At 40.0% G+C, this 24,182-nt stretch carries 24 protein-coding genes; 10 read left to right on the forward strand and 14 right to left on the reverse strand.

All coding sequences use genetic code 11. The annotated features are described in order from the left end of the window. Nucleotides 1-66 precede the first annotated feature (66 nt). From MHZ95_RS12605 to MHZ95_RS12620, 4 genes are all read right to left on the reverse strand, one after another. Nucleotides 67-1,470 carry a YfcC family protein gene (locus MHZ95_RS12605; protein WP_239390973.1) on the reverse strand — a complete coding sequence of 468 codons (1,404 nt, stop codon included), beginning with the start codon at nt 1,468-1,470 and terminating at the stop codon, nt 67-69. Nucleotides 1,471-1,795: 325 nt separating this feature from the next. Further along, nucleotides 1,796-2,404 carry a hypothetical protein gene (locus tag MHZ95_RS12610; RefSeq protein ID WP_239390974.1) on the reverse strand — a complete coding sequence of 203 codons (609 nt, stop codon included), beginning with the start codon at nt 2,402-2,404 and terminating at the stop codon, nt 1,796-1,798. Between the two features lie 34 nt (nt 2,405-2,438). Then, nucleotides 2,439-2,942 (reverse strand): DUF4275 family protein, encoded by a 504-nt coding sequence (locus MHZ95_RS12615; protein WP_239390975.1) that lies wholly within the window; start codon nt 2,940-2,942, stop codon nt 2,439-2,441. A 180-nt stretch (nt 2,943-3,122) separates the two neighbouring features. Beyond that, entirely contained in the window at nt 3,123-3,782 is a 660-nt protein-coding gene (locus MHZ95_RS12620; RefSeq protein WP_239390977.1) for a hypothetical protein, read from the reverse strand. Nucleotides 3,783-4,099: 317 nt separating this feature from the next. On the opposite strand from MHZ95_RS12620, the gene MHZ95_RS12625 reads away from it, so the two are divergent. Continuing rightward, on the forward strand, nt 4,100-4,855 hold the full coding sequence (locus MHZ95_RS12625; protein ID WP_239390979.1) for a protein kinase domain-containing protein: 756 nt from the start codon (nt 4,100-4,102) through the stop codon (nt 4,853-4,855). Here the strand turns inward: MHZ95_RS12625 and MHZ95_RS12630 are convergent. The 4 genes from MHZ95_RS12630 to MHZ95_RS12645 all read right to left on the reverse strand — a co-directional run bounded on the left by MHZ95_RS12630 (nt 4,830) and on the right by MHZ95_RS12645 (nt 5,973). Then, nucleotides 4,830-4,991, reverse strand: a complete 162-nt coding sequence (locus tag MHZ95_RS12630; RefSeq protein WP_239390981.1) for a hypothetical protein — start codon at nt 4,989-4,991, stop codon at nt 4,830-4,832. The two genes, MHZ95_RS12625 and MHZ95_RS12630, sit on opposite strands and share 26 nt — an antisense overlap. Nucleotides 4,992-5,113: 122 nt before the next feature. Continuing rightward, nucleotides 5,114-5,398 carry a YkvA family protein gene (locus MHZ95_RS12635; RefSeq protein WP_370643026.1) on the reverse strand — a complete coding sequence of 95 codons (285 nt, stop codon included), beginning with the start codon at nt 5,396-5,398 and terminating at the stop codon, nt 5,114-5,116. 40 nt (nt 5,399-5,438) lie between these two features. Then, on the reverse strand, nt 5,439-5,828 hold the full coding sequence (locus tag MHZ95_RS12640) for a sporulation protein (protein ID WP_239390985.1): 390 nt from the start codon (nt 5,826-5,828) through the stop codon (nt 5,439-5,441). 16 nt (nt 5,829-5,844) lie between these two features. After that, nucleotides 5,845-5,973 (reverse strand): FbpB family small basic protein, encoded by a 129-nt coding sequence (locus MHZ95_RS12645; RefSeq protein WP_239390987.1) that lies wholly within the window; start codon nt 5,971-5,973, stop codon nt 5,845-5,847. Between the two features lie 511 nt (nt 5,974-6,484). Between MHZ95_RS12645 and MHZ95_RS12650 the strand changes: the two genes are divergently transcribed. Both MHZ95_RS12650 and MHZ95_RS12655 read left to right on the forward strand, forming a co-directional pair. Next, nucleotides 6,485-6,793 (forward strand): PadR family transcriptional regulator, encoded by a 309-nt coding sequence (locus MHZ95_RS12650; protein WP_239390988.1) that lies wholly within the window; start codon nt 6,485-6,487, stop codon nt 6,791-6,793. 16 nt (nt 6,794-6,809) lie between these two features. Continuing rightward, the gene (locus MHZ95_RS12655) at nt 6,810-8,003 is read left to right on the forward strand and encodes a chromate transporter (protein ID WP_370643027.1); all 1,194 of its coding nucleotides are present in this window, start codon (nt 6,810-6,812) and stop codon (nt 8,001-8,003) included. A 105-nt stretch (nt 8,004-8,108) separates the two neighbouring features. On the opposite strand, the gene MHZ95_RS12660 is transcribed toward MHZ95_RS12655, so the two are convergent. The 3 genes from MHZ95_RS12660 to MHZ95_RS12670 form a co-directional block, all read right to left on the reverse strand. Continuing rightward, nucleotides 8,109-9,362, reverse strand: a complete 1,254-nt coding sequence (locus tag MHZ95_RS12660) for a dicarboxylate/amino acid:cation symporter (RefSeq protein ID WP_239390992.1) — start codon at nt 9,360-9,362, stop codon at nt 8,109-8,111. A gap of 168 nt (nt 9,363-9,530) precedes the next feature. Then, a complete protein-coding gene (locus tag MHZ95_RS12665) occupies nt 9,531-9,968 on the reverse strand; it encodes a RidA family protein (RefSeq protein WP_239390994.1) in 438 nt (145 codons plus the stop codon). Further along, nucleotides 9,952-11,178, reverse strand: a complete 1,227-nt coding sequence (locus MHZ95_RS12670) for a pyridoxal phosphate-dependent aminotransferase (RefSeq protein WP_239390996.1) — start codon at nt 11,176-11,178, stop codon at nt 9,952-9,954. The genes MHZ95_RS12665 and MHZ95_RS12670 overlap by 17 nt, the downstream gene beginning before the upstream one ends. A gap of 148 nt (nt 11,179-11,326) precedes the next feature. Between MHZ95_RS12670 and MHZ95_RS12675 the strand changes: the two genes are divergently transcribed. Next, entirely contained in the window at nt 11,327-12,280 is a 954-nt protein-coding gene (locus MHZ95_RS12675) for a LysR family transcriptional regulator (protein ID WP_239390998.1), read from the forward strand. Nucleotides 12,281-12,369: 89 nt separating this feature from the next. Here MHZ95_RS12675 and MHZ95_RS12680 read toward each other — a convergent pair whose 3' ends face one another. Both MHZ95_RS12680 and nadX read right to left on the reverse strand, forming a co-directional pair. Continuing rightward, on the reverse strand, nt 12,370-13,659 hold the full coding sequence (locus MHZ95_RS12680; protein WP_239391000.1) for an aminotransferase class V-fold PLP-dependent enzyme: 1,290 nt from the start codon (nt 13,657-13,659) through the stop codon (nt 12,370-12,372). Between the two features lie 230 nt (nt 13,660-13,889). Continuing rightward, nucleotides 13,890-14,669, reverse strand: a complete 780-nt coding sequence (gene nadX, locus MHZ95_RS12685; protein ID WP_239391001.1) for an aspartate dehydrogenase — start codon at nt 14,667-14,669, stop codon at nt 13,890-13,892. A gap of 513 nt (nt 14,670-15,182) precedes the next feature. Between nadX and MHZ95_RS12690 the strand changes: the two genes are divergently transcribed. Beyond that, nucleotides 15,183-16,463 carry a Na+/H+ antiporter NhaC family protein gene (locus tag MHZ95_RS12690; protein ID WP_239391003.1) on the forward strand — a complete coding sequence of 427 codons (1,281 nt, stop codon included), beginning with the start codon at nt 15,183-15,185 and terminating at the stop codon, nt 16,461-16,463. Between the two features lie 92 nt (nt 16,464-16,555). On the opposite strand, the gene MHZ95_RS20875 is transcribed toward MHZ95_RS12690, so the two are convergent. Then, entirely contained in the window at nt 16,556-16,690 is a 135-nt protein-coding gene (locus MHZ95_RS20875; protein ID WP_255726769.1) for a hypothetical protein, read from the reverse strand. Nucleotides 16,691-17,007: 317 nt separating this feature from the next. Between MHZ95_RS20875 and MHZ95_RS12695 the strand changes: the two genes are divergently transcribed. The 5 genes from MHZ95_RS12695 (at nt 17,008) to MHZ95_RS12715 (ending at nt 24,110) form a co-directional block, all read left to right on the forward strand. Continuing rightward, nucleotides 17,008-17,910 carry a DMT family transporter gene (locus MHZ95_RS12695; RefSeq protein WP_239391005.1) on the forward strand — a complete coding sequence of 301 codons (903 nt, stop codon included), beginning with the start codon at nt 17,008-17,010 and terminating at the stop codon, nt 17,908-17,910. Nucleotides 17,911-18,083: 173 nt separating this feature from the next. Continuing rightward, entirely contained in the window at nt 18,084-20,111 is a 2,028-nt protein-coding gene (locus MHZ95_RS12700) for a sigma-54 interaction domain-containing protein (RefSeq protein WP_239391007.1), read from the forward strand. A gap of 408 nt (nt 20,112-20,519) precedes the next feature. Beyond that, on the forward strand, nt 20,520-21,839 hold the full coding sequence (locus MHZ95_RS12705) for an MFS transporter (protein ID WP_239391009.1): 1,320 nt from the start codon (nt 20,520-20,522) through the stop codon (nt 21,837-21,839). 188 nt (nt 21,840-22,027) lie between these two features. Then, a complete protein-coding gene (locus MHZ95_RS12710; RefSeq protein WP_239391010.1) occupies nt 22,028-23,002 on the forward strand; it encodes an asparaginase in 975 nt (324 codons plus the stop codon). Between the two features lie 46 nt (nt 23,003-23,048). Continuing rightward, on the forward strand, nt 23,049-24,110 hold the full coding sequence (locus MHZ95_RS12715; protein ID WP_239391012.1) for a tartrate dehydrogenase: 1,062 nt from the start codon (nt 23,049-23,051) through the stop codon (nt 24,108-24,110). Nucleotides 24,111-24,182: the final 72 nt, after the last annotated feature.

Raw genomic sequence — 24,182 nt, forward strand, 5'->3', positions numbered from 1 at the left:
AACCATGAGAAACGCCTTCCATTTGAAAAACACCACTCCAGCGGAAGAAAGCCGGAGTGGTGTTTATTAAACTGGTCCCCAATTGATCAGCACTGCTATACAGAGGACGATTATCGAAATGACAACCCAAATCAGGAAAAGAGGAAGCATCCACTTTGCCCATTTCACATAAGGGACACCTGCAACCGCCAAGCAGGCCATCAAGGTACCTGATGTCGGGAAGATGCTGTTTGTCAATCCATCCCCGAACTGGAATGCTTGGACCGCAACTTGTCGAGTTAACCCAAGCATATCAGCGAGCGGTGTTAGAATCGGCATGGCGATCATCGCTTGACCACTTCCGGAGGGAACTAAAAAGTTCAGCGCCATATTGGCGACGAACATGCCAATGGCGGCAAGAATCGGTGGTAAATTTTCAAGTGGAAGCGCAATCGCGTAGACGAATGTGTCCAGAATATGTGCGTTTTCCATGACAATTAAGATCGCGCGTGCCACACCGATAATCAAAGCTCCGTAGACGAGATTTTTACAGCCCTCCAAAAATGTTAAAGTGATTTTGTTATAGTTCATGCCGGCTAAGATACCAGAACCCATTCCGATGACGATGAAAAATGCCGCCATATGATTGATAGACCAACTGAACTTGATCGTCGCAAACACGAAGAAAAGAAGTGCTAGCCCAACAAATAACAAAATCAGCTTATGTCGAGTTGTAAAAGGTTCTTGCAGAGCTTCTTCCGAATTTTCATTCGTTTGCATGTCCAAGATACCGACAAGACTTTTCGTAGGATCATTTAATATTTTTTTTGCATACAGCCATGTATATAAAATCGTAATACCCACGATGATGACAAAGCTGATGACACGTAGTAGCATACCCGAGAAGATCGGTACTTCAGCAATTGCCTGGGCAATTCCAACTGTGTAGGGATTGAGGAAACCAACGTTGAAGCCCGCGAAAGTAGCCCCAAATGTGATGGCAACCGCAATAATGGCATCCAATCGAAGCGCTCTTGCGATGATAAGTCCGATTGCGACAAATGGGATGACAGAGTTAGCAACAGCCCCGACTGCCCCACCAAGCGCAAACAATACAGAAATAATGACGATCAGCCAAAATTCTTTCCCTTGCGTTTTGGCGACAGCGCGCATGATCCCACCTTTGATGGCACCCGATCTTTCCACAATTTCAAAAGCGCCTCCAGCAAATAATACTAAGAAAATAATGCCTCCGGATTCCACCATTCCGTTCTGTAAGGCAAGGAAAAGATCCATAAAGCCTGTTCCATCATTTTCGGCTTTGCTATATGTATTCGGGACGACCCGTTCGACCCCATCGACAACTTCCCTTTCAAACGAACCGGCTGGAACAAAATAAGTAGCCGCTGCAGCCAATAATAATACAATGAATAAAATAACATATGTATCCGGCATTTCCAGCTTCCATCTTTTCGGATTGGTCTCTTTCATAGCTTCTGTCTCCTCTAGGTTGTATTAATATGACGAGAAATGAATAAATACTCATATTTTGAATTTAAATAGTAGTATAATTGTTTTTGAAACATAAATCAAACCAAATTTAAAATCAGTTGCCGAAAGCTATATTTAGTACTATATAGCAACAGAATAATGATTGAACGGAAGCGAATTGGTAATTAGAAATTAAAAAAGGCCCAAGTAATCCGTCAACGATTACCTAAGCCTTTCTTCTAATATATTTTGTTCGGGAGACTAGTTATTAACCTGCGGCCATCAATGAGGAAACTTTTCCTATTAATCCCATTTTTCAATTCCTTCATTCATGACTTTCCTCAATTTTTATCTTCAATAAAAGCACCCGACTATCTTCTTTGATCATCTGCTTGACTGCCTCTTCATCTTGAAAGTCATACGTCCTTATTGCATTACCAGCGGATTGTCTATAGACGGCGAGTAATTTTGTTTCTCCTAATGATAACGCCACTTTTTTATCACCGATCGCATAATCCCATGCACTAAAGCGATTTGGGACATTCAAACTTTCAATTTTAACCGGCGATGTGGATACACTTGGCGCATACAGAAAAAGCATAGACTCCTCTGCAGTTGAATTGATGATGCCAAATCCTAAATGACCTTCAGTCACTTGTTGAGGACTTGACCCGTAGGATATTTCCGTTAAGGGATCCGGCTCTTTTTCCCCGTCCCGATAACTTTCCGCCCAAACCGTTACCCATCTTTTATCCGCATCAGGCAATCGAAAATTAAAATCAAAAAGAATGCCCAAATTTAAATCTGTAAAGGTATGTACATATTCCGAATCAGCATTAGCTGAAATTGTAACTGTCTCTTCATTTGGCTTTGAACAGCCCGAGATTAACAAGAAGATAAGCGTTGCAATAAAAATCAATTTACTCTTCTTCAAAGAATGTCTTCCCCTCTTTAAGGTTTTACAATCATCAGTTCAAACTGTAAAAATATGGCCCACATGTTTCTTCATGGGTATGTACATAAGTCCAAGTGAAATGCTTATCAAAAATATAAATATCTTGCTGGGAATCAAAATCAGCAGCAATGACTTTGTCTGCTTTGCTATATTGCATTATATAAGGTGAATTTTGATACATCACATAGAGTTCATCCTTAAATACAGCATCAAAAGCTTTCCGTGCTGCTGACCCTTTGAAACAATCTTGTTTTTCATAGCTAAAAATATGCCATTTGAATTGATCATAATGAATGGATTCCCGCATTTCTTCATTGACATTCTTTGCAAATGCACTGTCCCATAAATCTTTAATTTCTTCTGCTTCCTCAAATAAATCTTCAATCATCACGCCCTTATCAAGTAAATTCTTCTTGAACAAGTAATTTTCTTGAATAAATTTGATTGACCAATAGACGTTTTCCAACTCCTCTTCTGGTAAACCATCTAAAATTTCATCAATTTGAGCCCTTATCATTTGTAGCCTCCTCGGATGATTTCAGATAATACAAAACCGACAAAAATACCTAGTATGAATAGTATCCATGTTCGCTTAGTACTCATTCTGACTTTCTCGCTCTTATGGAAGTTCTCATTTTGATTGTTCTTCAAAAAACGACCTCCTTGTTATATACGCCTATTAGGCTTTCAAAATAGTTTATAGTTTTCTTGTACGATCTTCCGACTTAATAATGATAGTGACGAACTTCGATTCTCCGCCATGTATGTGTTTTTCCATATGTGACACGTCAATATCCGTTTCAATAAACACTCGTTTCCGCTCTTTCCCTCTTAACGTCACTTCATATGGTGCATCGTTATTCATCAAAGAAACCTTCTGTATATCATCCTCGCCTAGATAGCTTTCATAAAATTCAATGTTAAATTGGGTAGTCTTGCTACTGAAATTTTCAAAAGGAAGTTCACATGATCCATGTATCGTGATCGCATTCTTCATTTCAAACTGACATACACTTTCTTCAATTTCATAGGATACGGCGTAAATACCGGTTGCAAACGTTTTTTGATAAATATTCGCAATAAGAAGAGGGGTAAAAACCGCTACCAATATAGCCAGCAATACGGATCGAACATGATACTTTTTTAGTGATTTCACGAGTAAATAAAAGCTTGTAATTAGTAACAAGAACGCAATCATGCCAATATAATAGAATCCATTTACAGTTGTAATCGGTATATTGAACACCGAAACTGTCGCCTCGCCATAAGGATTTTTATGTGGGAATGGAAAATTTAATGCCATCGACACCAAAAAAGAAATGAAGGCAAAATAGAGAAGTTTTTTATCCTTTATCAAGAAAATCACCCCTAACTTTTTGTAATTAAAACAGTACATTGTGACATCTTTTATCAGTAAAAATAGTTAGTCCTGATCATAAGCTTATCATGGTTCACTCGACAATTGGATAAATTTAGTGGAAATAATGCGTATCAAATCATTATTTCATATTTAAAATTTATGAAATAGTGTACGGAGTATGTTATCGTGAATCATTGACAACAAATGATGAGTGGGTTCATTTAAAAGAAGTGGTGAGGAAAATTTCATTTTTACGTTCAATCCGAAAAATGTATCAGTTTTTTGTAGATATACCTATTCAAAAAGGGACGATTTTGCACGAACGTTATGAGGTGCTCACTGTAATAGGGTCTGGAAGCTACGGCATTGTTTATCTATGTAAAGATTTAAAATCGCAAGAGAAACGAGTCGTTAAACAGCTTCGACCAAGCAAACATCGTCACAGAAAAGAAGTGGAGCTTTTTGAAAGTGAAATCGCTCTTTTGCATACACTCCAGCATAAACAGATGCCAAAGTTATTTGAAACCTTTTCAACGGACGGCTATTTCTTTTACGTCATGAGCTTTATTGATGGGGACAATTTGGAAGATCTTATTTTTCACAGCAAGAAAACGTTCAACGAGCAAGAATCACTACTCATTCTTCAGCAACTGCTTGAATTAGTCGATTATCTTCACACAAAAAATATTTACCATCAAGATTTACGGATTCCAAACATTTTACTAAAAAATAATGAGCTCTTTTTGATTGACTTTGGCTTATCACAACAAAAAATCCTGAGTGCCCCATCTCAATTATCATCCGGCTCTTTGCAGCACAACCTAGAAAATACCCAGGAAATGAAGCTACAGGACTACTATGATTTGGGAGAAATCCTTTTATATTTGTTTTATACGACCTACCCTTCCAAAAATAAAAAAGCTCTTCCTTGGACAGAAGAACTTTCTTTAAAGTGGGAAACTGTTCATTTACTGAAAAGGCTCTTACAAATTGAAGAACCTTATTCATCTGTTCACGAAATTTCAATCGATCTTCATGCCGCCCTTAAAGCGAATGAAAACGAACATTAGCTGCTACTTCGCCCTCTGCGCTTGTAGCGGCTACTTCCACTAAACGGAGAACGATTATACCCGCGGTTGCTACTACTTCCTCGGCGATAATAACGATTTCTTCGCTCGCTGCTACTACCTCTGCGATAGTGGCCATGTCTTCGCTCACTGCTACCTTGGGAAAGTTGCTTGATCTGCTTCATTATTTTTTTAAACATTTTATTCCTCTTTTCATCATTTTTTAAAGCTTGTTCTTTTCCTTTATTTACACTCAATTTTCTAAATGACATTATATTTTTCTTTAAGGGATTGTGGAGCTATTTTTATCATTCTTCCTAGAACAAAACTCGCAACAGCAACATCATCAATGATTCCAATAAAAGTCAGGAAATCTGGAATCAAATCAAAAGGAAAGAAGGCGTAGGTGAGAATCAGGAAAACCCCAAATACTTTTTTATGAATTTGCACATCCACTGATACAAAAAATTCTTTTAAAAAAGGGAGGAATCTCCAAAACTTCAACATAAATTTAATTCGTTTTAAATACCTGAACAACTTGATCACCCTTTTCTAATTATTAACTAGAATTTTCATCCTAAACCTATCATTGGATAATTTGAATGATGTCTTGATTCCTACTCCCAACACCTTTGTCAAAAGTGAGCCCCGTTTTAAAATGATACGATACTTCCTCTGTTGAAACTGGACCAGAAACTGGCAATTGAAAAGTAAATGGAACTTCATACAATTCTTCTGGTTGAATACGTATTGATGTTAAAATCGTTGTTGAATCGATTACTTTTTCTATATGGGCAGTTTGATCATTTACAACCAAATCACAATCAATTCGTTTGATCTGTTGTTCGATGCTACCGCCTTTGATCGAAAAATACCCATGAACAGAATCACCTAGCTTATACATTTTCTTTTGCATGATAAGATTGATTTGTGCTGAACCTATTCCTAAAAGAGACATGTATTTCCTCAGTATCAACAGGCACCCTCCTGGATTACTTATCTAGATTTAGTATTTTTTCTTCAACGCGCTTCTCAATTTTTTCAATCAATGCCTTATCTTTTAGAATCTCCTTTTTGTTTTCTCTGATTAACTCCGACAAGGATACTATTTTCTTTTTCATGATATGATCACCTCTCTTTGTTGATATAGCTTCGTCCTATTTCTCACCGTGCAAAAGTCCTACATTTCTGTTGATCCATCGCACGGAGAAAACATCGATTATTCCCAACAAAAAAACCTTTACCAATTGGATGGTAAAGGTTTTCAAGTGTATAAAAAGGCCCTTACCAATCGGTAAAGGTCTCGCTAACAACGTTACGTTGCCAACAAAGCCGAGAGTATTAACCTCTGTAATGACGACTTTGCTATAAAAGCTACTCCCCTTTAGGAGATACTATTCAACTTTATGGACTAAGCATAAATAATTTTGATAGATTTGTCAATCGATTCGATTTTCTTTTCGTTCTAATACATAATTTTGTACTTCTGCATATATAGATGCCTTCTCACGATAGCAATATTAAGTTTTGGTAAATTTCCAAAGAATAGCTTGGATTAGACAAGTAAAGAGGGTATACTCCTGTTGTAGGTAGTCGATATCGGTTTTCGATATCTGAAAAAGGGGTGGTAGATTGGAAGACAAAGTATTACGGAAACTTTTCCTTGGTTTTATTCATATCCATATTTTACATCATGCAAAAGAACATCCCATTTTCGGCGTGTGGATGTTGGAAGAACTAAAGGAGCACGGGTATAACATCAGTTCAGGTACTCTTTATCCGATTCTGCACTCCATGGAGTCTGATGGACTTCTCATAAGAGAAGATCGAAATGTAGAAGGGAAAATTAGAAAGTATTATACAACGACTGAAAAAGGAAATCTTATTTTGATTGAAGCTCGGAAAAAAGCCTATGAGCTCTTCAAAGAAATAAAAGACTAGTGAAAAGGAGTTAATGATGAATCAGAAAAACTCACATAGAGGATTAAAAAGACTTTTGGAAATCCTGTTCGTCTCAACACGACTTGGGTTGACATCATTTGGCGGACCGACAGCCCATTTAGGTTATTTTCATGAGGAGTATGTCCGTCGAAGAAAATGGATGGATGAAAAAAGCTATGCTGATTTAGTTGCTTTAGCACAATTCCTACCCGGTCCAGCGAGTAGCCAAGTAGGAATCGGAATAGGTGTCATGCGAGCAGGCGTATTAGGTGGGCTTGTATCGTTTATAGGGTTTACTCTCCCTTCCGTTATCGCGCTTATTCTGTTTGCCTTGCTGCTCGAAGGTTTTGATATTGGAAATGCCGGATGGATACACGGGTTAAAAATCGTAGCCGTTGTAGTAGTCGCCCACGCCATCCTGGGAATGGCAAAGAATCTGACCCCTGATTTAAAAAGAAAGACCATTGCTCTATTTGCACTCGTAAGTACACTTCTTTGGCAGACAGCTTTTACACAAGTCGGTGTCATTTTGATTGCTGCTCTCTTTGGATTCCTTCTATATAAACAACACAATGAAAATGAAGAAGCGAGTTCCCCATTTCCAATTGCTAAAAGTGTTTCAGTGATATGTCTGCTGTTGTTTTTCGCTTTGCTATTCCTTTTACCGATTATGAGGGAAATCACCGGATCATACTGGGTGGCTCTATTCGATAGTTTTTATCGATCCGGTTCTTTAGTATTCGGCGGGGGACATGTCGTTTTGCCATTATTAGAACAGGAACTAGTGCCAAATGGATGGGTCAGCGAAGAGGCATTCTTAGCCGGATATGGAGCTACACAAGCGGTACCCGGTCCACTGTTTACGTTTGCTGCCTATTTAGGAGCTGTTATGAAAGGATGGCAAGGTGGCTTGATTGCTACGATTGCCGTATTTTTACCTGCATTCCTTCTGATTCTCGGTGCATTACCTTTTTGGGATGCTCTACGAAGCAATCCAAAAATTAAAGGCGCGATCATGGGCGTAAATGCAGCAGTCGTCGGTATCTTGATTTCCGCACTCTATCACCCAATTTGGACAAGTTCCATATTAGCACCCGCCGATTTTGCGTTAGCCGCAATTCTGTTCAGTATGCTTGTCTATTGGAAGCTTCCTCCATGGATGATTGTCGTTTCCGGGGCGATTGGCGGTACAGTTTTGGCATTTCTCTAATTGTCAGTTGAATTCTCTTTGCATGTATTATATACGGACAAAAGCGCCAGAACCCATTATGGTTTCGGCGCTTTTGTATTGTCGATTGTAACAGACTTACCCTTTTCAATTTTCCCTATTCGCTGTTGCTAATTCTCCGGCTTGGTTATACACTTTCTCATCGACCATCTCCAAGCGTGAGGCGACCATTGTCGTTCCGGCTAAATCCCCAGCGATATTCGTTGTGGTGTGACCGATATCTACAATAGGCCAGAGGGCAGCTAAGATAGGAACAAGCGTAAGCGGTAGACCTAGCGTCGATAATAATATACTCGACATGACAATTCCCGCTCCCTTTACACCTGCCGCACCAATCGAGAGTACTAAACCAAGAAAAACAAATTGTACGAGTAAAGTAAACGTAATCGGTATGCCGTATAGATTTGCTGCAAAAACAGAGATAACACCTAAGACTACGGCCATACCATCCATGTTAACCGTTGCTCCTAGAGGGAGTGTAAAGCCGTAAACCTTTTCCGGTATACCCAAGTTTTTTTTCGCAACATTCATCGATACAGGTAAAGTCGCATTACTCGATGTCGTACTTGCAGCGACTAATAGTGCGGGTGAAATTTTCTTATAAAACCCAATTGGATTTTTACGTGCCCAAAACTTGATGATGAAGGGATAAACGACACCTAGCACAACTAGGAGCGCTACATAATCCGCCAATATAAAAAGTCCCACTTCAGCAAGCACATCAGTGCCTAACGTTCCAATCATATCGGCAACCAAAGCTAAAATGCCATAAGGGGATATGTACATGACAAATTCGGTAATTTTGATCATCAGTTCTGAACCTTCATTAGCCAATTTTCTCAAACCACTCACACGGTCCCCCAACGCAAGCAGTCCTAATCCGATAATGATCGCAGCGATAATAATTTGGAGAATATTCGTTTCAGCCATTGCGCTTACGATATTTCTCGGAACCCACCCGAGAATTTGGTCAACAAAACTGAATTCCACTGGCTCGACATTTGCATTCTCACTTAGTAAGCCTGTCGTTCCTTTTCCAGGATTAATAATCAACGCAACTACAATCCCTGCAGCGGTGGCTAAAAGACCCGTAACAATAAAATAAATACCTATTTTACTTCCCACAGCCCTTAATGCCTTAAAATCTTCCATCTTCGTCACACCGGCAATCAAACAAAAGAAAGTTAGAGGGACAACAAGAAATTGAAGAAGACTGAGGAATATATCCCCAATGGGTTTTATCACTGCAGCCTTTGGGCCTAATATTAAACCTAATACGATTCCTATTGCGACACCTATAGCGATTTGGATATAGAGTTGTCTCGAGAACCACCATTTCATCATAAAAACCCCCTCGTAAATATAAATCACTTTTCCCCACGAATTGTATTCCACATTTTGTCAGCGCTTTCAATTACACAAGCAATAACAATCCTTATTTATTCAGGCAAGGCGCTTAATGAAAAGCGCCTTGCCTTGGAAAAGATGATTTTTCCTCAATTGAATTGCTCAAGATGAAACCGCAGCAACCAACTGGATTTCAACCGGTGCATTGCCGGGCAAAGACGCAACGCCAATTGCAGCCCGACTGCCAATCCCTACGCTTCCTAGCTTTTCAAATAAATATTCAGATGCAAAGTCTGCTAGGTTCGAATGCGATTGAAAGGATTCTTCCGCATTTACATAAACGGTGAGCGAAAGAATTTGCACCAGCCGTTCTCGTTCTTCAAGTGTGTTCAAAGCTGCAGTCAATGCATTTGAAGCCGCTTGCAAAACTGCTTCTTTATAAGCTGACGCCAGCTCTGCTGTGAGTACTTTTCCAGTTTGAATAAGTACACCGTTTTTTCTAGGTGTCATCCCGGCTGTATAGACGATATCGCCAAACCGTGATGCCGGAACATAATTGCCCTGTGGAATCGGATTGTTTTGATCATTTAGCGTACTCATTGCGATACGCCTCCACGACTTGGATGACACGGCCAATTGCGTCAACTGCCGCACGATGATCTTGTGAAAAATTAATACGGAAGCTATCCGTAAACTGTGGACCAAATTCTGTGCCAGGCGTTACAATGACACCAGCCTGAAGTCGAAGCACTTTCACGAATTCAGTGATCGAAATATCTAATTTAGGAATTCTCGGGAAGAGATAGCTACCCGCTTCTGTCGCTCGTACTTGGAATCCGTCGGCAGCTCGCAGTTTTCCAACTAAATCATCACGGATTGCTTGGTGTTGGGCAATTCGTTCTGTCATCCATCCTTCCGGCTCCGAAAACCAAGATTTCAAGACTGCTTGGCTATAACCGCCAGCCCGAAGAGAAACAATCGCCTGCAGTTTTTCCATCCGCTCAATGATTTTGGCTGATCCGAATGCCACACCTAATCGATATCCACTCAGTGACTCCGTTTTCGATGGTCCCATAATCGTAATGACATTTTCAGGGTCCACAATATTTTGCGCGCATAGATGCGTGTATGTCCGCCCTTCGAAAATTTGGCGGGAATACAATTCATCAACGATTACTGTCGCTCCGTACTGTTCCGCAAGTGCCGCAATGCTTCGAATTTCATCTTTCGAATAAATGACCCCTGTCGGATTATTCGGGTTCGAGAATAAAAAGAGTTTAACTCCCGCTTTAAATGCGCCTTCCAACTGCGTTAAATCCAAACCTGCCGAAGTATCGTTCTTATAATAGTCTAACTGAACCGGAACGACTTCTCCCTCAAAAAACTCGACTAGTTTTCGGTTAGCAAAATAATCCGGTACAACAATCGCTACTTTATCGCCTCTTGAGATAGTCGAGCCCATCGCTAGAAAAAGAGCACCTTGTGTTCCTGGCGTAATAATGAAATTCTGGTCTGCATTAATCGTAGTACCCGTAAATTCAGAAAGTTTTTCAGCTACATTTTCTCGTATCTCGATGCTTCCCCGATACTCGGTGTACGCCTGCTTTCCTCCAATTTGAACCCCTTCGTTAAAGACATCCAGAGAACCCGGAATTGGCTCAAAAGCATCTACATCTCCGTGCGAAAAATCTACCGGCGTACCCGGAATTTTCTCAAAGCGCAATTCCACTTCATTTGTATCTTGTCGTACTTCTTGCCCAGGCGCGTATTCGGCACCAAGTTTCAAAAACTTTTCCTCTAGTAAACTCATCTTCATCACCCTTTTTATTTTTTAACTTTGCTTAATTTTTATTTATTCTTTATAGTATTAATAGTAGTTCTTATCACTCTATAACTCCAATACGAAAAAGTTTATAACGATATATAGTTTTTTTTATACTAATAAAAGAGGGGTTTTTATGTTAAAAAATATGGAATATGTGTATGCGGTTTATACCAATAAAAGCTTTTCTAAAGCGGCCGAAGAACTCTATATTTCACAACCTGCTCTTAGTGCAACAATCAAAAAGGTGGAAGAAGAAATCGGTCTTCCTATTTTTGATCGAAGTAGTAACCCGATTCAGTTAACTGCGGCAGGCGAATACTATATTCAAAATATCGAAAACATCATGAACGTAGAAAAAGAAATGAGAGCCTATTTTAATAGCTTGTTGGACAGTAACCGCGGAACGATAAATGTGGGCGGGGCCTCCTTCTTTTGCACGTCCATTTTGCCAACGATAGCGCAAAAGTTTAAGATGGAATATCCGAATTATACGGTAAACCTTTTGGAAGCGAATGCAGATGATTTGATGAAGTGTCTCCGTACAGGTATCGTTGACATCATTATTGATGTAGAAAAAAGGGATCCTAAAATCTTTGAATCTGTTGTGTGGGGAGAAGAACATATTTTGCTGGCGGTTCCGGTATCTTATGAAGTGAATAATCGGCTCGAAAGGTATCGTCTAACTTTCGATAAGGTGGCCAGTGGTCAATATTTGAGTGACAAATACCCAAAGGTAAGCCTGAAAGAATTTGAAAATGAAAATTTCCTATTAATGAAAAAAGGAAATGATATGTACCAGAGAAGCCTGAAGATGTGTAGAAAAGCAGGATTTATTCCCACTGTTTCCATGTATCTTGATCAGTTGCTTACTTCCTATTACGTTGCTTACAATGGAAAAGGTGTTGCGTTCGTAAGAGCTGGTGTCACACAATTTTTGGAAGCGACCGATAAATTATTCTTTTATAAAATAGATGATGAAAATTCCTATCGAAATATCATGCTGTATTATAAAAAGTCACATCCACTCTCACAAGTCGGTTTGGATTTTATTCAATTTTTGAATCAGAATAAGCTCGTTGGACTTTAATGTAAATCATAAAGTTAAGATAGACAATTTACCAAGAAGCAAAAAACGAACGCTCACCAACAACTGCGTGAGCGTTCATTTTCCTTTATTCAGTCATTCACTCTTTCGGCAATTCTTTGCGTAACATCCAAAAATTTCTCTATTTCTACTATAGTATTACAGTGCAAAGGCGATACTCTCACCGCCCCATCCATTCCAAAGGACTCCAGCATCCTTTTCGAATAAATACTCGTTGCAACACGGTCATAGACAATAACGCCTTCTTCCCCATATTGAAGAACCGCTTCTTGATAGTCCAAATGCGCGATCCGTATAGCAAGGATCAGATCCCTTTTGCTTAAATCTTCATAATCAAGATAGACTGTGACACCTGGAATATTCCTTAATCCTTTGACGTTCTCCGTTCCATTCAACATAATTTCAAGAAGTGCTTGTTCATGTAAACCGATCCGAGTCATTCCTTCCACAAACAATTCCCTTCTATCTTGCTCATCTGAAAATTGCCTTCCGATCCAGCACACATAATTCACAATTTCACTAATGGAAGCAAAATGACCTGGTGCTGGGCTGCCAAGTTGTAAATGATCGTCTTCCTTTCCAAATAAGCGATGATGTGGAAGTTTTGCAACTCTTTCAGAAAGATAAGCAATCCCAAACCCTCTTACACCAAAAAATTTATAGGGCGCTATATTCATGACATCTACAGGCGTTTTTTCGATATCGATGATGCCATGTGGAGCATGCTGCACAGCATCCACAATGATATATAAATCCGGTTTTATTTTTCTTGCTTCTTTGACAATCGTCTCTATATCCAAAATGGCACCCGAAATATTGGATGCGTAAATTACACTTAACAGACTAGTATCACGGTCAATCAGCTTTGTGATTTCTTCAACATCCACTCCCCCAGTTACAAGGTTTGTTGGGGCTACTCGAAGTTCCTTACCTAACTTATTCGCATAAAACGTTGCTGCATCAAAAGCGGACGGATGCTCCAATGCAGTCGTTACAATATTGGTGCCTTCAATATTTTCTGCAATCACACCCGTCATTTCAAACATAGCCTGAGAAGCAGTCAGGTACGTTGCAATTTTCCCTTGCTTTGCATTAAAGATTGTTTGAATATCGTCAATTCCTTGTTGTTCCAATTCAGCTAATAATTTTGCTGTTTCATGATCGCGTTGTGGATGATCTGGAATCAAATCATACTGCGCAAATTTTTCATTTGCGGTTTTTAACCGATAAGATCCCCCAGCATTGTCAAAAAACAGCCGCCTTTTCCCTGTAAGCGGATCCGTATCAACAAATGCAAATTTCTCCCGAATTTCACTTAGTAATGCATTGCTAAATAATGTTTCATTCGTCAATTGTACCATTCATAAAACCCCCGTCTTTAATCGTGATAGACACGATTCCTAAATGAAACGCAGTCCCCTTTACCGCCAATTACTCAATATAGTCTAAACAATAATACTTATCATTCTTGAATGCCAATACGAAAAAGTTTATAACGATATATACTTTTCTTTATACAAATCAAATAAGTGCCAAAATTATGTAGACTCATTAACAGAGCTACACGATTTGACGCTATCCCTTCTACTAATTATCCGCCGATTCTTATTTTCTGGCCAATTCTTTCTAACGTCCCTAAAATGCTCATAGCGGCTAAATAGCTCGTCTTCGGATTTTCCGGAAGCGGATTATTGGTAATGGAAAAGGTCGCTTCACCAAAGTCACCTATTATCTCCACATGATGCATATTTTTATCAATATGCGGATCAGCTACGAGGCGCACACTCGTCTTTTCTATTCCGATCCCAGCCAAGGACAGCACAATGGAGACATTCATGTTTTTTGGAAATTGCCGGATGGCTTCCTTTGCTGTCCCTTCAAATACCGTTTTCGCTTCATCGATGTCTTCCTCGATGAGCGAACGGGCCGGTTTCCGAGTCGTCAACGACACGCTTGTCACCGTGCCCAAGGCGTGTGCGTTTTGCAATAAGTCCAGACCACCGATAGCCCCAGACGGCAAATGCACGTTATGCTTGTACGCATGTGCCAGATCACTGATTTCTGTCAACAACGCTTCATCTGCCAATGCCCCCACGCTGATTAACACAGCGTCCTTTTTCTTCAGAACAGATGGCAGCAACGTTTTCACCGCTTCGATATTCGCCGCCTCCACAACTAGATCGATGTCCGAATCAAGAAATTCCTCCAAGTCCGTATACAATGTTACACCAAACTCCGATTCCAACAACCGATATTTTTCCTTGTTTCGTACAAATACACTTGTAACTCGTAAAGTTTCATGCTGACGACAATTCATTTTTTCCAATAAAAAATGCGCAATCGCCCCTGCACCGATTATCCCGATATTCATGGTTACCTCCCCATATTGCTTCAGCAGTCTATTGATCTCACTTCCTCATATCGTAGCCTCTTTAACCCTATATATCAATTTCTTCAATTAATTGCAGTGATAAACTATTAATCCCCTAAATCTAGTTGTTTACTGTCAGTCACCCTGATAGGATAAAGCGGATACTTATAATAATTTGAAAATCCAACTCATCAAACATTTTACTCAGGATAGATTCTACTGTTTTTCACTCGTTTATGTTCTTTATATATTCTTACTGAACAGTATTAAAAAAATGAATATTATTTTGTGAGTATAGTGAATAACTTAAAACTATTTTGATTTTAATCAACTACACAGAAATAAATAGTATTTCGGAATAGAGATGTTAAAATTATTTAAAGTGAAAGTTTTACACCACAAGGATAAGGCTAGAATGTATAGAACTTAGAACAGCAATATTTGAAGGGGTAAGACTTTTTCTAAGCAAAGAATGGACAACAGACATATCCATAATTTTTTAGGGGTGGAACAGTGAAGAAAGGGAATCCATGGGCGTTGATCCCATTTGTTGTTTTTTTGTTTTTATTTATTGGTTCAGGGATTATTACAGGTGATTTTTATGCCTTTCCTGTCATTGTAGCCATTACCATTTCAGGCGCTGTGGCTCTGGCGATGAATCGAAAAGAACCGTTTGCACGAAAGGTTGATATTTTTTGCCAAGGCGCGGGAAATTTAAATGTCATGCTAATGGTTGTTATTTTTCTCTTAGCTGGAGCCTTTTCAGAGGTAGCAAAAGGCATGGGGGCAGTGGACTCCACTGTTAACTTTGCTTTATCGGTCGTTCCGCCAAACCTGCTTGTCGTAGGCCTGTTCATCATTGCCTGCTTTATCTCTTTGTCAATGGGTACATCAGTGGGAACGATTGTGGCACTGGCGCCAATTGGAGTTGGGATAAGCCAGCATACCGATTTTTCCATAGCTTTAGTAATGGGGGCAATTGTTGGCGGCTCAATGTTTGGCGATAATTTATCCTTTATTTCAGATACAACCATTACTGCCACTCGTTCACAAGGCGCAGAAATGAAGGATAAATTCAAGGTGAATTTTTGGATTGTGTTGCCGGCAGCTATTGTCACGGGCATTATTTTAGGGGCTATTACTATGGGTGAAACGGCACAAGTGGAGCATTTAAGCTATAGTTGGGTAAAAATTGTTCCCTATGTTTTGGTTATTATTTTTGCGTTAGCTGGAATGAATGTTTTTCTTGTTCTAGCATTAGGGATTATTCTCGCCGGGGCTGTCGGCTTAGCGGATGGCAGCTATCAATTAATGAACCTTTTTGAAAATATAGGCGGAGGAATGGCAGGCATGTATGAAATGGCCTTTCTAGCGATATTAATAGCTGGAATGGTGGAGGTTATTAAATTTAACGGTGGAGTTGACTTTCTGCTTCAACTTGCGACACGAAGGATTAAATCGAAAAAGGGTGCAGAATTTGGAATTGCCGGACTTGTAGGCCTAACTAATTTATCGACGGCCAATAATACGATTGCTATTTTAATTGCTGGTCCGCTTGCAAAAAATATTGCTGATCAGTATGGGATTGAGCCGCGAAAATCCGCAAGTATATTAGATATATTCTCCTGTACGATCCAAGGCCTTCTACCATACGGAGCCCAATTCTTGGTAGCCGCAAGCGTAGCTGGAATATCGCCAGTGAGCATCCTTCAATACTCTTTTTATCCAATCCTCATAGGAATCTGCGGAATTATTGCTATCCTCGTCGGATACCCGGCAAAAAAGAAAGCTTGAACTTCATCATTTTAAAAAAGACGCAACTTATGTTTTTTAAAAAACATAAGTTGCGTCTTCTTTAGTGTTGCCATTTTTGCGAAGTTGGAAGTTTAATTTTCATGGGAGTTGGATTTAATCCCAGCCCCACAAAGCGGAATATCGAAGACACTGCCACACACGCATCGCCATACGGTTGTTTTAATCGCATGTTCTTTTCCACAATCATTGCAACGATATTGTTCCATCAGTGATCCCCCTCCTAATATCTTTTTATCGAAAATAAGACTCTTTCTACCATGATATCACTTCTATATATAGTATCCTCTATATATTTTTTTGAATAATCGCAGTTCTTTACGAATAGTCTCCCAAAATCTGGTTGATTGCTAGGAGTTGCTCTGCTACGATGAACTTACTACTTATCCAAAAGGGGTGAACACTTATGTTGCTAGCACCTTTATTCGAAAATGATGTACCAGCAGCACTCTCCCGCTCTTAATGGAGAGAGAACTGCTTCTCTCCGTTAAGGCGTAATTAGCCAAACTAAAACGGAGGGTATAAAATGAAAAATACATGGATCGGTTCTTTATTTTTAATCTTGGCTTCAAGTATCTGGGGAGGCATGTATGTGGTTGTGAAGGTCGTAGTGGCCGTCATCCCCCCATTGGAACTTGTGTGGATGCGTTATTTAATCGCACTTGTTGCACTCGTTATTATCGGACTGGTGACAAGACAAAATTGGAGAATCCAAAGACGTCACTTTGGCATCATCATTGCCATTTCACTAATCGGGTACGTCATTTCCATTGTTACGCAAGAAACAGGTACAATGCTCTCCACTGCACAAATGGGAGCGATCATCACTTCTACAACACCTGCATTCATGGTTTTGTTTGCTAGTTTAATTCTCAAAGAACGTTTAACTTTAAAGAAAGCGATTTCCGTTAGTTTAGCCACACTCGGCGTGATTACCATTGTTGGCATTGACGATATTAACATGTCCAGCATGCTTGGGGGAGTCTCACTGACTATAGCAGCATTGACATGGGCGTTAATGTCCGTACTCATCAAACGTGTCCCGAGCGATTATTCACAAATTGTTGTGACAACCTATGCCACATTCATTGCATTTATTGTGTTAACGCCATTTGTCATCCCAAGATTACCGCAAATCGCTCTGAACGATTTGATGGATCCGACCATTTGGGGTGGATTACTGTATTTGGGGATCATCTCGACATCCATCGCATTTCTATTATGGAACCGCGGATTACAAATGTTAAATGCATCGAGTGGGGGAATTTTCTTTTTCTTCCAACCCGTCGTTGGGACATTATTGGGATGGGCAATACTCGGTGAAACGATCAGTATCACCTTTTGGACCGGTTCCATTTTAATTCTGCTAGGGGTCTTAATCGTTATGATAGATCGACCAGAAGAACCAAAGCATGTATTTTCTCAATAAATAATACAAAAACACAAGTGGTGTCAATCTCCCACTTGTGTTTTTTGTTATTTATAAAAAACTACGATGAATGGCATCCTAGCGCAGATATTGTGTAATACCATGACTAATAAAAATAAATTGTTTCAATATAGTATAATCGAGAGAAAGTTTGTGAAAATGAGGTGTAACTCTTGCAGATTGAATCGATTTTAATAAAAAATTTTATGATGATGTCTTTCGACGAATGGACGGTTGCGTCAAGAGAAGAAATCTTCAAAGAAACAGCTATCATTCTCGTTAACGACTCACATGGGCAAGTGATTGGAGGCATAACTGCGGATAACCCCGAAGAAATTCTAGCGGTTGGCGTGATACCAATTGATCGGCTGTATGAGGGAGAAAAAGACTGGGAAGATTACAGTATGATTCTGGCCACAGATGAACAAGAAAGAATCATAGGATGCCTCAAACAAGAGGAGCTTGCTTTTGCTCTTTATCGCCATTTCAAGGAAGAGGCTTGTTATTTTAAATCGGTTTTATCTTCCCTTCCACTTGAAGTTTCCATGATTGATGAATCAGGAAAAACATGTTTTTTGAATGACCAAGTCTTGAAGATTCATGGCATAAAAAGAGAAGAAGTCATGGATTATGATTTGAAGGATTTATATCACGGTTGTCACCTTAACACACTTCTCAATGAAATGGATAAGAAAGTCGTCATGAAAGTGACAGATGATCGAAAAGGCGCTTATATTCAAACCAATGTTTTGCAAAGCGATCGACTCATAGGAGCCATTCAACTCTATTGGAAAGCGGAGGAAATCGAAAAGATTGCGATGAATTTGGATCGTTTTAAGAATCTATCGACTGATTTCCAAGCGATTGTTGATGCTTCTTACGATGTCATTTACGTATCTGATGGAACGGGTATGACCTTACATGCCAGCTCGGCATGCGAAGATCTTTGGGGATATAAATCCGAGGAGCTTATTGGAAAAAGTATTTATAAACTTGAGGAAATGGGTGTTTTTTATCCCTCTGTCACACGACAAGTACTAGAGAAAAAACAGAAAGTACAAGTATTCCAGACAACCAAAAAAGGGCGAAGGCTCGTTTGTATCGGGACTCCGATCAAGGATGAAAAAGGAAATATTATTCGTGTTGTCAACGCATCACGTGACATTACTGAAGAAAATCATCTTCGCATGGAATTAGAGGAAATGAGGCTACTGACAGAAGGGTACAAACAGCAACTCAGTCAGTTAAAGGGATTGGAAATGGAAAGTGAGTCGTTCATCTTAAAAAGCGAACGGATGGAGGGCGTCATGACGCTTGCGAGAAAGGTTGCGGAAGTAGACTCTACCATTCTTATTCAAGGAGAATCCGGCGTAGGTAAAGAAGTGATTGCATCTTATATTCACCGGAAAAGTGAAAGGAAGGACGAGCCTTTCATCAAGGTGAATTGTGGTGCAATCCCCGAAAACTTACTGGAATCTGAGCTATTTGGTTATGAGAAAGGGGCTTTCACGGGGGCTTCCAAAACAGGCAAGCCTGGTTTATTCGAATTGGCCAACAACGGGACGATTTTCCTCGATGAGATTGGTGAGATCCCTCTTGCCCTTCAAGTAAAATTACTACGAGTTTTGCAAGAAATGGAATTTACACGCATTGGGGGGACAAAACCGATATCGGTAAATGTACGCATTATTGCAGCGACTAATCGAAATCTGCAAGAAGAAATGAAAAAAGGAAATTTCCGGGAGGACTTGTATTATCGTCTGAACGTGGTCCCCCTCTTCATCCCTCCGTTGCGGGAAAGAAAAGACGATATTTTAGCACTCACACTCCACTTTATACAGAATTTCAATGAAAAATTTCAAACTTGCAAAACCTTTTCCCCGGCTGTACTTGATCTATTTCAAACGTATGCTTGGGCTGGAAATGTTAGAGAACTCCAAAATATGATCGAACGGCTTATTGTGACTGCAGATGCGCCTATCATAGACATTGAGCATCTTCCAGATTCACTTATGGACGGCAAGGATTTACCGGCGGTCCATGTGACAGACATCATACCAATTAAAGAGGCAATCCATTTAGTTGAATCCCAGCTATTACTTTTGGCAAAAAAGAAATATGGAACAACCATAAAAATTGCCGAAGTGTTAGAAGTTAACCAATCTACGGTGAGTAGAAAGCTGAAAAAAGTTAGCATCTAATCATACAAATCTTATTATGCAATTACGCATAATCACTATGCCGAATTGCAACACATCCATGTAGTGGAGTATTTCTGGGCAAAACAAGCTTCTATTTATGGATATTGCATGCGTTATCTCTGCAAAAATATGCAAATCTGCATATTTCGTTTTCAAAAGACCAACGTAAAAAGTGTGTTTACGAGAGTATATTTGCCGGAGGACAGGGAAATATACTCTTTTTTTATTTTTGGCATGGTTTTTGCAATTAAGATAACGAGACTGTCAATTGAGTGGGGGGAAGAGTTAAATGATGCCTGGTATTAGTGGAGTGTGTGAATAGGTTCACCATTATGACGGGGGTAATTGGGACTTAAAAAAACATTCTCCAAATTATTTAAAAGTGAGTGGAAGGGTTAGGTGTTCAATATGAAGAAAAATTATCGTTATCAAATTATGTTAATGATGGTGCTGATGGTCATCATTAACTATATCGATAGGGGTGCCATTTCGTACGCACAACAAGACATAATTGGCGAGTATGGATTCGATGCGATTTCTTGGGGAGCTGTACTTGGTTATTTTGGATTTGGTTATTTATTTGGTTCGCTCTTTGGCGGTATGTTGGCAGACAAAAAAGGTCCAAAATTTGTTTGGATCATTATCGGGATTGGCTGGTCCGTTTTTGTCATTGCCACTGCTTTTGCCGGGGATATCGGTTTGGCACTATTTGGAGGTTCCGCGCTGACAGGATTTGCCGTCATCCGTATTTTATTTGGCTTTGCAGAAGGTCCCACTTTCTCCACCATCAATAAAACAAATGCAAACTGGGCTACACCGAAAGAGCGCGGATTTGCTGTGTCTATGGGGCTTTTAGGAACGCCGCTTGGTGCCTTGTTAACGGCTCCTGTAGCAGTTGCACTTTTATCTGTAACAAGCTGGAAAGTTATGTTTATTATTCTTGGTAGTTTAGGAATCATCTGGGTCATTATCTGGTCAAGAATGTTTACAGATTTACCCGAACAAAACCCAAAAGTATCAAAAGAAGAACTTGAAAAAATCCGTTCTGTTAAGGATTTATTGCCAAATGAAAAAGTGGTTAGTGAACAAGATGATTCTATAAAATGGTATCACTTCTTCCAAAACCCAACACTTATTTTTAATGCTCTAGGCTATTTTGCTTTTCAATACATTAACTTCTTGTTACTCACGTGGACACCTAAATACTTACAAGATCAATTCGGCTTTCAATTATCTTCTCTCTGGTATTTAGGCATGATTCCTTGGGTCGGGGCTTGTTTTACCGTATTGCTTGGCGGAAAAATTTCGGACTATTTACGCATGAAAACAGGAAGTCTTCGTATCGCAAGATCAGGACTAGCTGTCGTTTCATTGTTATTAACAGCTACATGCTTTATGTTAATCCCGACTGCAAACACGATTGTCGGAGTCATGGTCTTAATGTGTATCGGGAATGCCTTTAATTCACTGCCGAACTCTGTCTATTGGTCCGTCATCATTGACACAGAACCTAGTCGTGCAGGTACATTTGGCGGGATTACACATTTTATCACGAATACAGCAACCATTATCGCACCTATTTTAACTGGATTCTTAGTGATCAGCTTTGGCTACTCTTCGATGTTTGTCGCAGCAGCGATTGCAGCGATTATTGGTATGGTAGCGATGGTCTTTGTGAAACCCGGTCAACGGCAATCTAAAAATAAGTTGAATGAAGTGAGTGCTTAAACTGATGGGTTACCCCATTCAGTAAATGGCTTTGTACGGAAAGCGAAACGACAGTTCTAGAAGACTCCCACTTCTATGTTCGCGAAAGAGTATGGTCATTTCACGCACGTTTATTGATCATCTATCATCTTTAAAGGAGGCCCAAATAGGCTTCCTTCTCGGATTTTTTAGAAATGAGGGTAGTAGATATGAAAAAAATTATTTTATTAACAACTGGTGGAACCATTGCTAGTAAGCCGAATCCTGAGACAGGATTGCTCTCTTCAGGTGCATTGACAGGTGAAGAACTTGCAAGCATGTGCAAACTGCCAAGTGCAATCGATTTGACAGTTGAATCCATTTTTCAAGTCCCCAGCAATCAAATGGATGCAGAGAGATTATCGCAGTTGAAAGACAGGATTGAAGCTCTATTAGCTGATCAACATGTCTACGGAGTGGTTGTCACCCATGGTACAGATACGTTGGAAGAGACGGCTTATTATTTAGATTTGGCCATTGCCAATGAGAAGCCCGTAATCATAACAGGATCGCAAAGAGGACCTTTTGAGCTCGGCACCGATGCAATGGTGAATATTCGTCAGTCTATATTAGCTGCTGCAAGCGAAAAGCTTAAAGGCTTTGGAACGGTAGTCTTGTTTAATGAGCGCCTTTTTTCAGCTAGATATGTAAAGAAAGTCCATGCTTCTAATGTAGATGGATTTACTTCCGAAGGATACGGATATTTCGGGACGGTGGATCAGGATATTGTGACAGTGTACCAAAAACCACTTGATCGGGAGGTGTATTCGCTAAAGGATGGTTTGCCAGTTGTTGATATTATTCCGTTTCACCTCGGCGCAGATGATCGATTCATCAAAACTTCCATTTCAACCGGAGCAAAAGGAATCATTTTGGAAGGTTCCGGAAGAGGTCATATGGCACCGCAAATGACTGAAGCGATTGCGGAGGCTTGCCATCAAGGTATAATTGTCGTCTTAACCACTAGATCAGGTGAAGGCGAAGTCCGCCATGTCTATGACTTCCCAGGTAGCGTTTTCGATTTAACGAATAAAGGTGTACTCATCGGAAAAGACTATGACAGTAAAAAAGCTAGAATCAAATTAGCCATTTTGTTGGCGGCTAGTGCCACAAAACAAGAGATTGAACAAGCATTTTTAAACTAATAGAAGATACATGAACGTTTCTTCTATCATCTTGAGGAGGAGAAAAATGAAAAAGTGGGAGATATCCGTTATTCCAGGGGATGGCATAGGCACCGAGGTCATGCCAGAAACAATCAGAGTTTTAGACACGCTCGCTGAGATTCATGGCGGCCTTACGTTTAACTATAAAGAATATCCATGGAGTTGTGCGTATTATCTTGAACATGGTGTGATGATGCCCGAAGACGGGCTAAAGCGATTAGCGCAAAGTGATGCCGTTTTTCTAGGGGCTGTCGGAAATCCGAAGCTTGTTCCGGATCACGTGTCTCTTTGGGGTCTGCTCGTGAATATCCGAAGAGGCTTCGAACAAGTGATCAATGTTCGTCCTGCAAAGCAAATGAAAGGCATTGCCTCTCCACTTGTCAATCCGAACGAATTTGATTTTATTGTAGTTAGGGAAAATAGTGAAGGAGAATATAGTGAAGTCGGAGGAAGAATTCACTCTGGTGAAGATGAAATGGCGATTCAAAACGCCGTATTCACAAAAAAAGGGACTACCCGTGCAATGGAGTATGCGTTTGAATTAGCTAAAACAAGAAGAGGTCTTGTCACGAGTGCCACAAAGTCAAATGGAATTGTCCATTCAATGCCTTTCTGGGACGAAGTATTTCAAGAAACCGCAGGAAAATATGGGGATATTCAAACCCAGTCCATACATATTGATGCGCTAAGTGCCTACCTCGTTTCAAAGCCTCATACGCTTGATGTAATTGTCGCTAGTAATTTATTTGGGGATATTTTAACAGATATCGGGGCAGCCATTATGGGCAGCATCGGAATTGCCCCCGCTGCCAACATTAATATTAACGGGAAATTCCCATCCATGTTCGAACCCGTCCACGGATCTGCTCCAGATATTGTCGGCAAAGGGATTGCTAATCCGATTGGACAGATTTGGACAGGCAAAATGATGCTTGATCACTTAGGTGAAAGAGAACTCGGAACACTATTATTGGATACCATTGAAGAAGTGCTGCAAAATGGGGTTAGGACGCCAGACATCGGTGGTACCGCTTCAACCAGGGAAGTAACAAATGAAATTATTAAGCGATTGAAATTGCAGGCTTAATAAGTAGGTAAAAAAGCACAACTAGCGGAGTATGGCTAGTTGTGCCCAGCTGATAGGCAAAGTCATTTTTGG

Source organism: Sporosarcina sp. ACRSM, assembly GCF_022346545.1.
GTDB lineage: Bacteria > Bacillota > Bacilli > Bacillales_A > Planococcaceae > Sporosarcina.

Coding starts and splice junctions, on each gene's coding strand:
- MHZ95_RS12605 (WP_239390973.1), bottom strand. CDS start 1,470: ATGAAAGAGACCAATCCGAAAAGATGGAAGCTGGAAATGCCGGATACA.
- MHZ95_RS12615 (WP_239390975.1), bottom strand. CDS start 2,942: ATGATAAGGGCTCAAATTGATGAAATTTTAGATGGTTTACCAGAAGAG.
- MHZ95_RS12630 (WP_239390981.1), bottom strand. CDS start 4,991: ATGGCCACTATCGCAGAGGTAGTAGCAGCGAGCGAAGAAATCGTTATT.
- MHZ95_RS12645 (WP_239390987.1), bottom strand. CDS start 5,973: ATGAAAAAGAAAATAGTATCCTTGTCGGAGTTAATCAGAGAAAACAAA.
- MHZ95_RS12655 (WP_370643027.1), top strand. CDS start 6,810: ATGAATCAGAAAAACTCACATAGAGGATTAAAAAGACTTTTGGAAATC.
- MHZ95_RS12660 (WP_239390992.1), bottom strand. CDS start 9,362: ATGAAATGGTGGTTCTCGAGACAACTCTATATCCAAATCGCTATAGGT.
- MHZ95_RS12665 (WP_239390994.1), bottom strand. CDS start 9,968: ATGAGTACGCTAAATGATCAAAACAATCCGATTCCACAGGGCAATTAT.
- MHZ95_RS12670 (WP_239390996.1), bottom strand. CDS start 11,178: ATGAGTTTACTAGAGGAAAAGTTTTTGAAACTTGGTGCCGAATACGCG.
- MHZ95_RS12675 (WP_239390998.1), top strand. CDS start 11,327: ATGTTAAAAAATATGGAATATGTGTATGCGGTTTATACCAATAAAAGC.
- MHZ95_RS12680 (WP_239391000.1), bottom strand. CDS start 13,659: ATGGTACAATTGACGAATGAAACATTATTTAGCAATGCATTACTAAGT.
- nadX (WP_239391001.1), bottom strand. CDS start 14,669: ATGAATATCGGGATAATCGGTGCAGGGGCGATTGCGCATTTTTTATTG.
- MHZ95_RS20875 (WP_255726769.1), bottom strand. CDS start 16,690: ATGGAACAATATCGTTGCAATGATTGTGGAAAAGAACATGCGATTAAA.
- MHZ95_RS12695 (WP_239391005.1), top strand. CDS start 17,008: ATGAAAAATACATGGATCGGTTCTTTATTTTTAATCTTGGCTTCAAGT.
- MHZ95_RS12705 (WP_239391009.1), top strand. CDS start 20,520: ATGAAGAAAAATTATCGTTATCAAATTATGTTAATGATGGTGCTGATG.
- MHZ95_RS12710 (WP_239391010.1), top strand. CDS start 22,028: ATGAAAAAAATTATTTTATTAACAACTGGTGGAACCATTGCTAGTAAG.
- MHZ95_RS12715 (WP_239391012.1), top strand. CDS start 23,049: ATGAAAAAGTGGGAGATATCCGTTATTCCAGGGGATGGCATAGGCACC.